This window comes from Anaeropeptidivorans aminofermentans (genome assembly GCF_940670685.1).
Lineage (GTDB): Bacteria > Bacillota > Clostridia > Lachnospirales > UBA5962 > Anaeropeptidivorans > Anaeropeptidivorans aminofermentans.
Map to the genome: position 1 here is coordinate 692,912 of NZ_OW711693.1, position 14,946 is coordinate 707,857.

Sequence of the window (14,946 nt, forward strand, 5' to 3'; positions counted from 1 at the left end):
ATATAGCCTATATAAAAGGTGAGGTTCCATTATCAAATTGTTCTTTGGTTTTAATTCAGCATTTTGCAGAGGTATAGTAAATTTATCATAAAGAAGCAGCAAAAACCTATTCCCTTAAGGCTCAAAAACACGGATTTCCTTCAGAAACGGTACATTTTTAAGCCTTCGTGAATATACGGTTTTGCTACTATTTAACTTTAAATTTACTATATTTTATAAAACATCTATATAAATCAAATTATAGTAAATAAGCTTAGAAACCCAAGTTTATTTATTATAGACTGAAGGAAAATTTATCAAGCTTAAAAACATAAGACCGTTTTTAAGTCTGATAAGTATAACCGGTTCTACAGCAGTTTGCCTAAATAGGGCAGCGTCTATTTCCCTAAATTGCTGTAAAGCATGTTGACTTAAAAATTACTTAAGATTAAGGAGGAAACTTTTCCCATGGAGGTTCAAAAATTTGAGGATTACCGTAAAAAGGTAATGGAAAGCTGTGAAAAGGTAATTTTAGGCAAGGAAGACTCTATTTTTTTAGTTCTCGTATGCTTCATATGTTCTGGCCACGTTTTAATTGAGGACGTTCCCGGTACGGGAAAAACCATGCTCCTTCGCTCCTTTTCAAAAACCGTAGGCGGAGATTTTAAAAGAATACAGTTTACCCCTGATTTGCTCCCTTCCGATTTAACGGGCATTAATTTCTACAATCAAAAAACCGGAGAATTTGAGCTTAGAAAGGGCCCTTTATTTGCAAATATCGTTCTCGCGGACGAAATTAACAGGGCTACCCCAAGAACCCAATCCAGTCTCCTTGAGGCTATGGAGGAAAGGCAGATTACCATAGACGGAACGACACATATGCTTTCAGAGCCTTTTATGGTTATGGCTACTCAAAATCCTTTGGAATCCTATGGAACTTTTCCCCTTCCGGATGCTCAGGTAGACAGGTTTTTTATGCGTATTTCCATGGGCTATATGAAAAGAGCGCAGGAGATGGAGGTTATTTCAAGGCCCTCTACTTTGGACATCGTTGAAAGCCTTGAAAAAGCCGTAAGCCATGAAGAAACAGAATATGTAAGGAAAAACTTTCAAAATGTAAAGGTATCTGAAGATATTACAAAATATATTATGGATATCATTGAGGGAACAAGAAAGGAAAATAGTTTCATATCCGGCATTTCCACAAGAGGGGCCATCGCTTTATATAAGGCTTCCCAGGCTGCTGCCGCGCTCAGGGGAAGAAATTATGTGATTCCTGAGGATGTAAGATACGTTGCTCCCTATGTTTTAACCCACAGGCTCAGTATGGGCGGCGGCGTTATGTCGTCGGGAAGGGCAGAGGACACCCTTATGAAAATAATCGATAAAGTGAAAGTGCCTATGGAGGATTTAGCATGACAGCCTTTGTCATAATTTTAGCTGTTATTGTCTATATTGCCGAGCAGTGGTCTTTGCAAACTGCTCTTAACGGAATTGAATTTGATTATGAACTGTCCAAGCGGCTTGTTGAGCCGGAGGAGGAATTTGAGCTCAGAAGTACATTAATCAATACCTCCCGCCGTCTCGTTCCCTTTATAAAGGTCACAGAGTACTTCCCTAAAGACACCTTATGCAAAAGCGAGGGCATTGAATTAAAAAGGGAAATGAGAGACTATTTAAAATATGCTTATTCTGCTTTTCTAACGCCCAGAAGCAAGCTTTCAAGGAGGATAAAGCTTACGCTGCCAAAAAGAGGAAGGTATGTTTTTTCAGGCTCGGAGCTTTCAGGAGGAGACTTTTTAGGTCTTAAGGAAGAAAGTCATAGAGTGGATTTATACAAGGAAATCATCGTTTATCCCAAAAGAATCAGCACCCCTGAAATCATGAGCGCCATGGGGGGCCTTATGGGAGATGTTTCCGTAAGAAGGTTTATTATGGAGGATCCGGTTATTACTCTAGGCATCAGAGAATATACAGGCAAGGAGCCTATGAAATCTATTTCCTGGGCCCATAGCGCAAAATCGGGAAGGCTTATGGTAAAGCAGTATGACCACACCATAGAGCCGGCTATTTCCGTTATGCTTGACGTGGAAAACGACGGCAGCAAAGAGGCCGAGGAGCTTGTTGAAAGGGCCATGAGCACTGCGAGAACCGTCTGCGAAGATTTAGAAGAAAAGAAAATGAAATATGAATTTATCACCAACGCCACCACTGCCGATTCCTTTTCCAGATGGACCTATGTAAGCGAAGATTCAGGGTTCCGGCATATCAGCTATATTTTAGAAGGGCTGGGCAGGGCAAGCTATAGACATATAGAGCCTTTTATAGAAACCACAGAAACCTTCTTATCCAAAGGAAGAGGAGAAAAGTCCGTCATTATTATAACCCTTCAAAATGATTTGAGAATCAAAGAGGCTGTCAGGCTTATAGAAAGAAGAACCGGCGGAAAGGCCTTTGTAATAAGTGCAGAGGAGGTTTTACCATAAATACCGTTATTACCTTAAAAGCCCTGTGTGACATCTGTTTTTATTTTATCATTGCAAATTTTGTCGGTATTTTATTCGGTGCGGACGCCCTTGTTCTCACAGTTCCCATATTTGGCCTTGCTGTCTTTATTTCAGGTATTTCAGGAAGCAAGCCGGGGCTTCGATATCTTCCTGTTTTGATTCTTTTCGGCGTGTTTTTTGCAGTTCCTCTTACTTTTCCGAATATTCTTGTAATTTTGCCGCCGGTACTCTACATCATCTACTTTATCTATAAGGCACCCAAGGATATTTCCACCATGGATTATTCCGAGAATTTCAAAAAATTCCTGATTGTGGGCTTTGTTTTAATCCTTATGACTGTTATAAGCGCAAGCAAGGCCATGGAAGAAATGATATATCCCTATGGGCTTATTTTTTTCTTCTGCGGGGCAGTACTTATGAGAATGACAAGGCATGATAGAGAAATTATAGAAAATAAGAGATTTACTGTTATAAATATAGGCTCCGTAATAGCAGCAATTATAGCGGGAATTTTCTTTAGTTCCAGTTTCTTTCTGTCGGCCCTTGGAACCTTATTTAAAGGAATTTACTTTAACATTATAGCGCCGGTGCTTCTTTTTATCCTTACTGTTTTGATGTATTTGCTTTGGCCGTTGTTTTATCTTTTTGGGCTTATTCCACCCATCGATATTAAACAGCAGGAGGTGGAGTACGCCCCTTCTGCAGCAGAGACCTTAGGCCTTGATGATAATTATTACGGTCAAGGCTCCCAAATAATCAATACCATCGTGATTGCTCTATTGATATTGATTGCCCTATACTTTGCCTATAAATTTTTCAAGCGGATGTCAGACGTTTATTTAAGGCAAGAAAAAAACAAGGGAGTTATAGAAGAAAGAACTGCCATCGATGAAAATAATATAAAAGGAAAACAAGATAAAATAAAGGACCCTATAAGAGAAGCATATAAAAAAATCCTTTTGATTCTAAAGGCTAGGGGAGAAGAGCTATTGCCTAAGACCACCACCATGGACATCAGCGATATTTCATCAGAGATTGTTGATAATGACAAAGCCTCGGAAATCCGCTCCATGTATATAAAAATAAGATATGGGGAAGAAAAAGCGGAAAAGGAAGAGATTAAGGAATTTAAAAGGCTTTATAGTGAATTCAAAAAGGCATCGAAGAAAAAAGAAGATATATAATATATTTTAAAAGATACCGGATTCAATTATAGCAAAACAATGAATTAGCGCAACAAAAATCGTATATTTTGAATGGCTTAAAATAGCGATTCTATATTTTAAGCCATTTATGAAAAATAGGTTTTTGTTCCTATCTTAATCTTGTTTTGCTATAAATAAATATGAATAAAGCAATATACTTAAATTTATATGAAATAGTAGATGCCTTTCTCTTTTTATAACTCTGTAACCAATTATTTACAGAGTTATAATTAAATTTACTATAAAACGCTACAGCATAAAGGGAGTGATATATATCACTCCCTTTAATTGCTTATACAGGTGAATTTATCTATAGGTATCTTATTATCTTGCGTTATATGCTTCCATTAAAACATCCTGATGCCACTGGGCAAAGGAGCGGTTTCCGTTGTGGGTAGTGCTTCCCTTAAAATGAAGGCATATCTGGCCGTTCAGGCCGTTATTTGCGACGGTTCCACCGCCGTGAGGCATTCCATTTATAGATGCCGCAATGGTTCTGCCGTTTATAGTTACCCAAACAGGCCTTGGGTCCCATTTCCATTTACCGTTATAGGTCTGGAGAAGCTTTGCCGTATCGTCTTTTGTAAGGGTCTCAACGTCTGCGTGAAGACCGTTTGAAAAAGACTGAATTTGATATGTAATGCCTGTTCTTATATCGTATACTTTAATGGGTGTGTAGGTTTTCAGTATGTTTTTAACCTCGCTCCACTCAACAAGCTCTACTGCCGTGTACTCCGATTTTTCACATATGTACTGGGAGCTGATATAGCCTTGAACCTCTTTACGAACTACTTTTGACCAGCCGCTATCCAGTTTTTCAAGGATGGTAATTTCTTCGCCGGCGTTTAAAGTTTCAATAATCTGGGCTTCTGTAGAAGGAAGGGTTCTGAAATTAACTCGCGTACTTGTTACGTATACAGTTTTAGCTTCATCTGCCAATACACTGACTGGTGCAATTAATAAAAATAAGAGAGCTATAGCGCCTAAGAAAAATCTTTTTCCTATGAACATATGTATATGCATCGTAATACTCCTTTTAAATAAGTTAATAGAATTGTAACATTTGAGAAATATTTTGTCAATAATTAAAAGAAAAAATTGGAGTCCAAAATATGGAAAAAGCTTTAGGATTTGCCCTTTGGCGGCTTATAAAAGGCTTATAGGTATAAAACACAAGTTTGTAATATTTAAATATCCTGGGACATATAGTCAATTTGCTTTTTTCTGCTGTAAGTATTCGATTGCAGAGGGTATAAAATAGAAGAAAAGCAATCTAACAATGCTGCTATTTCATATGAATCCTTAAATAGATTATAATAAATTAATGCAAGTTCAAGGGAATTAAAATTCCGTGAACTTTAGATACTATGGGTATAAATTTGCAGAAAATCACTGCAGATTTATACCCATAACGTGAAAAATTCTTCGGATTTTCCCTTGATGTGCAAGGGGTTTGACTCTATCGAACTCACATAAATTAATAATATACAAAAGAAACTTTATTTTTTTGGTAAAAAAGGCTATAATATTCTTCAAGATGCGGACAAAATGGTTTACAAGCTGAAGCTTGTATCATTTTTCAGGTCCGCTTAGACAAATATCATTTGGAGGTAAACTATGGATAAGAAAACTTTTTATGTTACAACTCCAATCTATTATCCAAACAATAAACTGCATATAGGTCATTCCTATACTACGGTAGCTACGGATACCATAAGCCGTTATAAAAAGATGAGAGGGTTTGACGTAAAATTTCTTACGGGTACTGATGAGCACGGCCAGAAAATTGAAAGGGCCGCAGCTGAAAACGGCGTTCCGCCGCAGAAATATGTAGACGATATCGTTGCATGGATTAAGGATTTATGGAAGACGATGGATATAGAGTATGATTATTTCATAAGAACAACGGATTCCAAGCATGAAAAAATCGTACAGAAGATATTCAAAAAGCTTTACGATAAAGGGGATATTTATAAAGGCTTTTATGAAGGCCTTTACTGCGCCCCTTGTGAAACCTTTTTTACAGAGCATCAGCTTGTAGAGGGAAAATGCCCAGACTGCGGCCGCCCCGTTGAAAAGGTGAAAGAAGAGACTTACTTTTTCAGGCTTTCAAAATATCAGGATCGGATTATAAAGCATTTTGAGGAAAACCCTGATTTTATAAAACCAAAATCAAGAATGAATGAAATGATGAATAATTTCTTGAAGCCGGGCCTTGAGGATTTAAGTGTTTCCAGAACCTCCTTTAAATGGGGTGTTCCTGTAGATTTCGACCCGGATCACGTTATTTACGTATGGATTGACGCGCTTTCAAACTATATTACAGCATTGGGCTATTTAACGGAAGACGACAGCGATTTTAAAAAATACTGGCCTGCCGACGCCCATATGATGGCGAAGGAAATCGTCCGTTTCCATTCCATCATATGGCCTGCTTTATTAATGGCCCTTGAAATTCCCCTTCCTAAGCAGATATTTGCCCATGGCTGGCTTTTATTCGACGGAGGGAAAATGTCAAAATCCAAGGGAAATATTGTGGACCCTAAAATATTAATTGAAAGATACGGCGTTGATGCCATTCGATATTTCCTGATGAGAGATATTGTTTTCGGTCAGGACGGAAACTTCTCAAACGAAGCCCTTGTTTCAAGAATCAATTCAGACCTTGCAAACGACCTTGGAAACCTCCTTTCAAGAACCGTAGGTATGATTGATAAATATTTCGGCGGAAAGCTTCCTCTTGACCATAAAGGCAATGAATTTGACAGCGGCCTTATCGCCCTTTCTAAAAAGACCATAGAAACCGTTGAAAAGCATATGGATGCCTTTGAATTTAACGATGCTCTTTCATCTGTATGGGCATATATCAGCGCCAATAATAAATATATCGACGAGACGGAGCCTTGGGTGCTTGCAAAGGACGAAGAGAAAAAAGCCGAGCTTGCGGGAATCATGTATACTTTAAGCGAAAGCTTAAGGATTATTTCCATCTTGATTTCTCCTTTTATGCCCAATACGCCGAAAGCAATCCATGACCAGCTTAATATCACCTCAGAGGACCATAAAACCTGGGAAAGCATGAAAACCTTTGGTCTTCTTCCGAAAGAAATCCTTATTACAAAAGGCAGCGTGGTATTCCCAAGAATAGACGTTAAAAAAGAGATGGAAGAGCTTGAGAAGCTTATGGAAGCCAATCAGGAGCCGAAAAAAGAAGAAAAACCCGAAGAAAAACAACCTGAATCTAAGCCTGAAATAACCATAGACGATTTTGCAAAGCTTGATTTAAGAGTAGGAGAGGTCCTAGAGTGCGAAAAGCTCGAAGGCTCCGATAAGCTTCTTAAATCAAAAATAAAAGTAGGCAATGAAATCAGGCAGATTGTTTCAGGGATTGCCAAAAGTTTTACGCCTGAAGAAATGGTAGGCAAAAAGGTTATCGTTGTGTTTAATCTGAAGCCTGCTAAATTAAGAGGCACATTATCAGAAGGTATGATTCTTGCTTCCGAAGATAAGGAAGGCAATATACGCCTTGCAACGATTGAAGGCTTTGCCCAAAGCGGAATGGTGGTTCGATAATGTATTTTGAATCTCATGCGCATTATGACGATGAGGCATTTGACGAGGACAGGGATATTCTTCTTTCAAGCTTTAAAGAAAAGGGCATTGATTATGTCATAAATTCTGCTTCAAATATAGAAAGCTCAAAATTCGGACTGGCCCTTTCAAAAAAATATGATTTTCTATATGCATCGGTAGGGGTTCACCCCCATGATGCCGCTTCTTTGGATGAGGAAAGCTTTAAAGAGCTTTCAAATCTTGCAAAGGAAGGAAGGGCTATTGCCATAGGAGAAATCGGCTTGGATTTCCACTATGATTTTTCTCCCAGGGACAGCCAAAGGTATTGGTTTAAAAAGCAGCTTGAGCTTGCAAAAACAATGGATATGCCTGTTATTATCCACTCCAGGGAAGCTTCTCAGGAAACCTTTGACATGATAAAGGAAGCAAATCTTTCTGAAAGAAGCGGCAAAGGGGCAGGGGTAATCCACTGTTATTCAGGAAGTACCGAAATGGCCCTTCAATATATAGAGATGGGCTATTATATCGGTGTAGGGGGCGTAGTCACTTTTTCAAATTCCAAAAAGCTTGTGGAAGTTGTAAAGACGATACCGCTTGAAAAGATTCTCATAGAAACAGACTGCCCTTATCTTTCACCGGTGCCCAAAAGGGGGAAAAGAAATTCCTCCCTTTATTTACCATATATTGTTGATAAAATCAGCCAAATCAAGGAGATATCCCATGATGAAACGGCTGAAGTGACGAAGCTAAATGCCATAAATTTATTTCTCTAAAAAAGATATTGCTTAAATGTTACAGATATGTTAAAATATCATTCGAAAGTATTAAAGGATATATCAAATAAGATATATCCTTTAATATTTCAGAAATAAGGGGAGCCCCTTATATTATGACAAAACAAGCATCAAGTCATAATAATATTTGTAGCTAATAGGCCTTATGGGGATAAATATATTAAAAAGATATCCGCAAATTATGCCAAAAGATTTAAAAATTATTACAAATATGATAATAATTTTAAATCCGGCAGGCCTACAAGGAGGAAATTATTTTATGGCAAGACAAATACGCATTGCTGCTTTTTTATGTTTACTTCTTTTAGTATTCAGAACAAGCGCAAGTGCAGACAGTGAATCACTTAAAGCTGTGCATCTTACTGTTGACGGAGAAAAGAAAAGCTATTCTACCTACGAGAAAAGCGTTTCCGATTTCTTAAAAAGTGAAGGAATAGAACTTAACGAAAAAGATAAGATAAATATGAATCTTTCAGAAGAGCTTAGCGACGCAACGCCTAACATTATAAAAATAGAAAAGGCATTTCAGGTGTTTATTTCTATAGACGAAAATAAGCCTTTTGAATTTTATGTAGGGCCTGATGAAATGGCAGGGCATATCATTCAGGAGCTTAAAGTCGAAAAAGGAATTACTTACCATTATGATGGATATTTAAATGATGCATTTACAGAAGGAGAAACAATTCATTTAAACAGCAGAAAAGTAAAAGAATTTACTGTAGTAGAAAAGACCCCTTTTGAAACTGAGGAAATTCAGGATCCGGAAATTCTTGAAGGTGAAATTTCCATCGAAAGACAAGGGGAGCTGGGAGAAGTCAGTATAATATATGATGTGTCCTATGAGGGCGATGTAGAAGTAAGCAGGCAGGAAAAGGCAAGGCAAATTGTAAAAGAGCCTGTGAACGAGATAAAGAAGATAGGAACAAAAAAGAAAAATCCCCTTACACCCGGCGGAGAATATGAATACACAAATGTGATTACCATGGAAGCTACGGCATATTCAGCACAGCAGCCGTCCCTTTCAAATTATACGTCCTTAGGTCATAAGGCCGTGTACGGTGTAATTGCCGTAGATCCTAACGTGATTCCTCTTGGAACATGGGTTTACGTAGAAGGTTATGGAAAGGCGCTTGCAAGCGACACCGGCGGAGCAATCAAGGGAAATAAAATTGACCTTTGCTATAATACCGTAAATGAATGCTATTCCTTTGGCAGAAGAAACGTAAAAGTATATATATTAGCAGAACAATAATTAAAGGCTTTCCTTATGGAAAGCCTTTTTATATATCTTGAGCAGAAAACGGTATTTTATGATATGCTATTATATAATTATTTTTATAATGAATACGGTTTTAATTTTGCAAGTGTAAACCATAAGTATAAAGAACACGGAGGATTAAATAATGGAAGATGACAGGAACCTTGACTGCTGCTTTACGAGAGGCTGTAATTGGTTTCGCTATAGGGCGGCGGCAATTATTATTGAAGATGGCTGTGTATTATTGGTGAGCAATGAGACGGCAGAGTATTATTATTCTGTAGGCGGCGGTGTCCATTTGGGAGAAACGGCGGAAGACGCTGTTATCAGAGAAGTGTATGAAGAGACAGGGGTAAAATACGAGGTTGACAGGCTATTATTTATCCACGAGAACTTTTTTACCGATGGGGGAATGTTCGAAGGGCTTCTTTGCCATGAAATATCCTTTTACTTCCTCATGAAACCAAGGGGAAGCAAAGCATTAGACAGCAATAGCTATTGCCCAGAGGGCAAAGAATTTATGAATTGGATTCCCATAGAGGAATTGAAAAACTTAAGGGCATACCCTACATTCTTTACGGAAAAATTATTGAATATGCCTGATAAGATAGCACATATTGTTACGAGAGAGTAAATAAATTTAGATTATTTTAAAATTTGAATTGTTATTTTGGAGTTTAAAGGAACTATAAACCTATCTGCCCTGTTCTCTAAGCTCATAAGCTTTCATAATTAGTAAAAGGCTTTCCCTAAGGGAACGCCTTTTAGCTTTAAAAAACTGAAATTCGTAGCAAATAATCTATAGAGTAAATTAAATAGGAGCAAAACTTGTATATTCACTTGAATTCATAAAAACAGCAGCATTATTAAATGGAACAGAAAAATCTAGACTGGATTCTAATACCGTATACGGCATTAGAATAAGAATTCTTATTGCTTTTTTTATTTTATGTCTTCTAAAGTCAAACACTTATAGGAGTATAAAGGCAAATTGATTAGACTTAGGCTTAAAAATGCATTTTAGAAAAAATAAAGACTATATGAAAACTTATTAAAGTTAAAACAGAAAATTGTTTTAAAGTTGAATAAGTCTTCATTGAGTATATAATAAATAAATTTGCACTTTTTAAGTTGATTTTATTATAAAGGCAATTTCACTCTGTTTCCGAAGGAAATTCTTATATTTGAGTCTCTAGCGAATCGATTTTTGTTGCTTCTTCATGAGAAATTTATAAATGACCGCCCCATAAAAAATAAAATTGAATGGGGATAAACAGGAAGATAATTTAATAAAATTGCGCTACACTATAGTTATGATTAATTCTTAGGAGGGATAAAATGTTAAATGATAAGATAAGAATAAAGGGCATTGAAACGCAAAACAGAATTATATCAGAGCCTATTGTTAGCGATTCGGGTGACAATGAAGGATTGCCGACTTTAAAAACCATGGAAATATATGAAGCGTACGCAAACGCAGGGGTTGGCATGCTTGTAATGGAACAGCATGCCGTTCATCCCTGGGGAAGAAATAAAATTAACCAGTTTAGGCTATATGATGATGATTCGGCAAAGGCAATGGAGCCTCTAACTAAATTATTTAGAGAAAAGGGCATCCCTATTGCTGCACAGCTTAATTTTTCAGGAGCAGGCGCATCGGGAAAGGCATTGCTTAACGAACCTGATTTTAAACTATTTTCACCGTCTGGTTTAAGAACCCCAAGGGATTTAATACAAACCGATTCTTTAGCCTTAGAAATCGACCAGATTAATGAAATCATTCAGTCCTTTGCAGATGCCGCCAAACGTGCAGTTGAGCTTGCAAAATACAGCGGCGGCGTTCAAATTTATGCCTGCCATGGATATTTAATCGGCCAATTTTTAAGCCCTTTGACTAATATCAGAACAGATGAATACGGAGGTACATTAGAAAACAGAGCAAGAATATTATTTCAAATTACAGAAGCCGTTAAAAATGCCATAGGAGACTTTCCCGTATCTGTAAGACTTGGAGCGTCAGACCAAATGCCAAATGAAGGCGAAAAAGGCCTGACATTAAAAGAAAGCGTATGGATAGCGGAACAATTGGCGAAAATGGGAGTTGATTGGATAGGGGTATCAGGCAATCATTGCATATATGGTATAGGGGCAGATGATAATGATACAGCATATTTTTCCCCTTATGCCGAGGCTATTCGGAAGGCTGTTGAAAAATACGGCGTTTTAGTAGACTGCGCCGGCGGGATACGGACAAGTAAAACAGCAAAAAGGCTTATAGATTCAGGCACATGCGATTTTGTAGGAATCGGAAGGCCGCTTATTAAAGATAAATCTTATCTTTTAAGCTGGAATCTATAAGCCGCAGTTTCATTGGGCTATTCTTCTACGAGATTACTTTCAAGCCATTGCTTTTTTAAATATCTGAAGATAAGTACAACAAATCTTGAAACGTGGTCGAGGGCCATTCCAAGCCATGCGCCTTGAAGCCCCATACCCAAAGTGTAGGCAAAGAAATAAGCAGAAGCGATTCTAACAAGCCACATTCCTACAACAGAGGAAATAAGGGGGATTTTTGTATCGCCTGCGGCCCTTAATATACCTACAAGGACGATGTTTACACAGAAAAGCGGTTCTGCCATAGCCATAAATTTTAAGGAGCTTGCGCCGACTTTGATTACCGCAAGGTCCTTTGACATTATTCCAAGGAGAAATTCGGAAAAAACAACGAGAATAATCAGGCTGATGGTTCCGAATATGGCTGCGGCTCCGATATTTATTTTGGCGTAGGTAAGAGCGTCATCCTTATTTTTGGCTCCTAAGGACTGACCTACCAAAGTGGTTGAAGATACGGAAAGGCCGTTGGCCGGCATATAAGAGATGCTTTCGGCCATAATAGCAAGGAAATTGGCGGCTATGGCAACGGTTCCAAGGCCGGATACAATCTTTTGGAACAGAAGCTGTCCTACGCTTATGGATACACGCTCTCCGGCGGCAGGAGCGCCTATGGATAAAATCTTTTTAATAACATGAGGTTTGAATTTGAACAAATTTTTAAACTCCACATGAACAATCTGTCTTTTATCAAACACAAGAAAGCAAAGAACAAGTCCTGCTGCCGTCTGGGATATGGCTGTAGATATGGCGGCGCCTCTTACGCCTAATCCTGCGCCCCATACGCCAATGTTTATACCGCCGAAAAGCTTAAGGGTCCATGGGCCGTAAATAAGGAAAATGTTTAAAATAATATGTACAATATTGGCAGTTATTTGGACCTTCATGGGGGTTTTCGTATCTCCTGCGCCTCTGAGGATTCCAGATACGATAAGACCGCAGAAATGGGCAAATATAGATAAGGAATAGATTCTTAAATAGGCCCCTGCATCGGCTAATATTTCCGGTTCTGCGCCCATTAATTTAGGGATATAGGGAGCAACAGAAATCATAAATATTGATATTATGATGCTTAATATAAATGAAACGCCCAAAGTCTGCTCAGCGGCTTCGTTGGAAGCTTCTCTTCTGCCTGCCCCAAGATTATTTGCCACAAGCACTGTACCGCCTATGGCAAGCCCGGAAGAAAGAGCGTTAATAAGCCATGTTACGCTGGAATTTATTCCTACTGAAGCAGTTGCGTTTGTTCCCAGGCTGCTTACCATAAAACTGTCTGCATAGACCACCATACTTACAAGCATGTACTCAAGAATACAGGGCCATGCTATTTCAATAGTCCTAAAAATATGCTCTTTACTCTTAAACAAGCTAATCCTCCCAGATATATAATGGAAACAAAGCGGATATTAATGGTTACAGTAAAGCAATGGTTTTTTAAGGGCATGAAAACAAATGCTTTACTATAAAGCCTATTTATATATCCACGGCTTAAAATCTGCCTGCATAAGGTATACTTATTAACTTTAAAATAGGCTTTGGTTTTAAAGTTAATAAGCTTGCCTTAATACGTATGGTAAATTTACTTGGTTTTTTTAGTAAATTTATCATAGTGCAAGTGATTTTATAAATTGATACTTAGAAATCAACCCATTAAAAGATGAGCCTTATTGCAAAAGCAATATAAGCCCATTGTTCATGAAAAGCTTATATACATTTCTCTTTGGGAAATGCACTTGTATTACGGTATTTATGTGTTTCTTGAAGAAAATAAAGCATTTCTGCATTCTCAGAAGAGCAATACTGCATTCATACATTTTCCCGCCGAAAATACAGCGTTTATTTATTTTATGGAGGAAAATGTATTCATGAATAAAAATAAGCTTCGCTTATTTTTATTCACATTATACCATCAAAATCACATAAAACAAATACAAAAAAATAATTATGTTTATATTTGCTGAAAAAAGCGGATCTTTTTAGAATTATTTTTTATAAGCTTATGAAAGATATTGTTTTTATTAATAACTTGCAATAAAGTTGTTTTTATGTTACAATTTTTAATTGTTCAAATCCTTGCTCTTGCGTATGCAGGGGCCATAGGCCAAAAGGAGGTGTAAGTATGAATAAGTATGAGATTACGGTTGTTGTAAATCCTAGCTTGGAAGAAGAAGCGCTGAATAACGAATATGCTCAGATTCAAGAGCTTATTGAAAGATTTGGAGGCGTTGTTGAGAAGGTTGATGATTGGGGCAAGCGCAAGCTGGCTTACGAAATCAATAAAATCGGCGAAGGTTTCTATAGATTTTTCACAGTTAATGCAGAGGCTACAGTTCCTGTTGAGATTGAGTCTCGTATCCGTCTTCGTGAAAACGTTATAAGGTATTTAATTATCAAGGCGAATGCGTAACAAAGGGGGCGTATAGTATGAATAAGGTTATATTACTAGGCAGACTGACGAGAGACCCTGAGGTTAGATATTCACAGAGCAGCCCACCTGTAGCTGTTACAAGGTATACCATTGCAGTTAACAGACGCTTCAAAAGAGAAGGGGAAGCAGACGCTGATTTTATCCCCTGTGTTGCTTTTGGAAAAGCAGGAGAATTTGCGGAAAGGTATTTTAAAAAAGGCATGATGGTTTGCGTAAGCGGCCGTATTCAGGTAAGCTCCTGGGAAGATCAGCAGGGGCAGAAACGCTGGAGCACGGACGTAATTATTGACGAACAGGATTTTGCAGAAAGCAAAGCCTCTTTCGCTTCACGCAAAGACAATGAGCCTGCTCCCAAAGAGCCGGCCGGATATCAGCCTAGTGCCGAACCGGAAGGTTTTTCTGCCATCTCTGAAAGCATTGACGATGATGATCTGCCATTTTAATATCATCGTCTATTAATTCTTAAGTTAGGAGGAAGCAAAAATGATTCAGAAAAAGCGTGGCCGCAGAAAAAAACGTGTATGCGCATTTTGCGTTGATAAAATAGATAATATCGAATACAAAGACACTGCGAAGCTTAGAAGATTTGTTTCTGAAAGAGGCAAAATTCTTCCAAGAAGAATAACAGGCAATTGTGCAAAGCACCAGAGAGCATTAACTATAGCTATCAAACGTGCAAGACATATTGCTATTTTACCTTATACTCAGGACTAATTTTTTACACGAAGTTTAATCTTATCTTGATGATATTGAAAAGGGTTAAATCCATAGGATTTAACCCTTTTTTGCATCTTTATTTTCTTGAGTCTTC

The 14,946-nt window shown here is 37.9% G+C and carries 13 protein-coding genes; 11 read left to right on the forward strand and 2 right to left on the reverse strand.

Annotated elements, in window-relative coordinates; all coding sequences use genetic code 11:
- The first annotated feature begins 447 nt into the window (after positions 1 to 447).
- The 3 genes from NBX03_RS02725 (at position 448) to NBX03_RS02735 (ending at position 3,670) form a co-directional block, all read left to right on the forward strand.
- A complete protein-coding gene (locus NBX03_RS02725; RefSeq protein ID WP_250229247.1) occupies positions 448 to 1,398 on the forward strand; it encodes an AAA family ATPase in 951 nt (316 codons plus the stop codon).
- Positions 1,395 to 2,465, forward strand: a complete 1,071-nt coding sequence (locus NBX03_RS02730; RefSeq protein ID WP_250229248.1) for a DUF58 domain-containing protein — start codon at positions 1,395 to 1,397, stop codon at positions 2,463 to 2,465. Before NBX03_RS02725 ends, NBX03_RS02730 begins: the two co-directional genes overlap by 4 nt.
- Positions 2,466 to 2,761: 296 nt before the next feature.
- A complete protein-coding gene (locus tag NBX03_RS02735; RefSeq protein ID WP_250229249.1) occupies positions 2,762 to 3,670 on the forward strand; it encodes a hypothetical protein in 909 nt (302 codons plus the stop codon).
- 345 nt (positions 3,671 to 4,015) lie between these two features.
- Here NBX03_RS02735 and NBX03_RS02740 read toward each other — a convergent pair whose 3' ends face one another.
- Positions 4,016 to 4,714, reverse strand: a complete 699-nt coding sequence (locus tag NBX03_RS02740; RefSeq protein ID WP_250229250.1) for an SH3 domain-containing protein — start codon at positions 4,712 to 4,714, stop codon at positions 4,016 to 4,018.
- 594 nt (positions 4,715 to 5,308) lie between these two features.
- Here NBX03_RS02740 and metG point away from each other — a divergent pair.
- The 5 genes from metG to NBX03_RS02765 all read left to right on the forward strand — a co-directional run bounded on the left by metG (position 5,309) and on the right by NBX03_RS02765 (position 11,674).
- A complete protein-coding gene (gene metG, locus NBX03_RS02745) occupies positions 5,309 to 7,264 on the forward strand; it encodes a methionine--tRNA ligase (RefSeq protein ID WP_250229251.1) in 1,956 nt (651 codons plus the stop codon).
- Positions 7,264 to 8,037 (forward strand): TatD family hydrolase, encoded by a 774-nt coding sequence (locus NBX03_RS02750; RefSeq protein WP_250229252.1) that lies wholly within the window; start codon positions 7,264 to 7,266, stop codon positions 8,035 to 8,037. The genes metG and NBX03_RS02750 overlap by 1 nt, the downstream gene beginning before the upstream one ends.
- A gap of 280 nt (positions 8,038 to 8,317) precedes the next feature.
- The gene (locus NBX03_RS02755; protein ID WP_250229253.1) at positions 8,318 to 9,310 is read left to right on the forward strand and encodes a 3D domain-containing protein; all 993 of its coding nucleotides are present in this window, start codon (positions 8,318 to 8,320) and stop codon (positions 9,308 to 9,310) included.
- A 151-nt stretch (positions 9,311 to 9,461) separates the two neighbouring features.
- A complete protein-coding gene (locus NBX03_RS02760; protein ID WP_250229254.1) occupies positions 9,462 to 9,950 on the forward strand; it encodes an NUDIX hydrolase in 489 nt (162 codons plus the stop codon).
- Positions 9,951 to 10,654: 704 nt separating this feature from the next.
- On the forward strand, positions 10,655 to 11,674 hold the full coding sequence (locus NBX03_RS02765) for an NADH:flavin oxidoreductase (RefSeq protein WP_250229255.1): 1,020 nt from the start codon (positions 10,655 to 10,657) through the stop codon (positions 11,672 to 11,674).
- Positions 11,675 to 11,691: 17 nt separating this feature from the next.
- On the opposite strand, the gene NBX03_RS02770 is transcribed toward NBX03_RS02765, so the two are convergent.
- Entirely contained in the window at positions 11,692 to 13,074 is a 1,383-nt protein-coding gene (locus tag NBX03_RS02770) for an MATE family efflux transporter (protein ID WP_250229256.1), read from the reverse strand.
- 752 nt (positions 13,075 to 13,826) lie between these two features.
- Between NBX03_RS02770 and rpsF the strand changes: the two genes are divergently transcribed.
- The 3 genes from rpsF to rpsR are packed head-to-tail and all read left to right on the forward strand — an operon-like array spanning position 13,827 to position 14,849.
- Positions 13,827 to 14,114 carry a 30S ribosomal protein S6 gene (rpsF, locus tag NBX03_RS02775; protein WP_250229257.1) on the forward strand — a complete coding sequence of 96 codons (288 nt, stop codon included), beginning with the start codon at positions 13,827 to 13,829 and terminating at the stop codon, positions 14,112 to 14,114.
- A 17-nt stretch (positions 14,115 to 14,131) separates the two neighbouring features.
- A complete protein-coding gene (locus NBX03_RS02780; protein WP_250229258.1) occupies positions 14,132 to 14,578 on the forward strand; it encodes a single-stranded DNA-binding protein in 447 nt (148 codons plus the stop codon).
- 40 nt (positions 14,579 to 14,618) lie between these two features.
- Entirely contained in the window at positions 14,619 to 14,849 is a 231-nt protein-coding gene (gene rpsR / locus NBX03_RS02785; RefSeq protein ID WP_330638444.1) for a 30S ribosomal protein S18, read from the forward strand.
- Positions 14,850 to 14,946 lie beyond the last annotated feature (97 nt).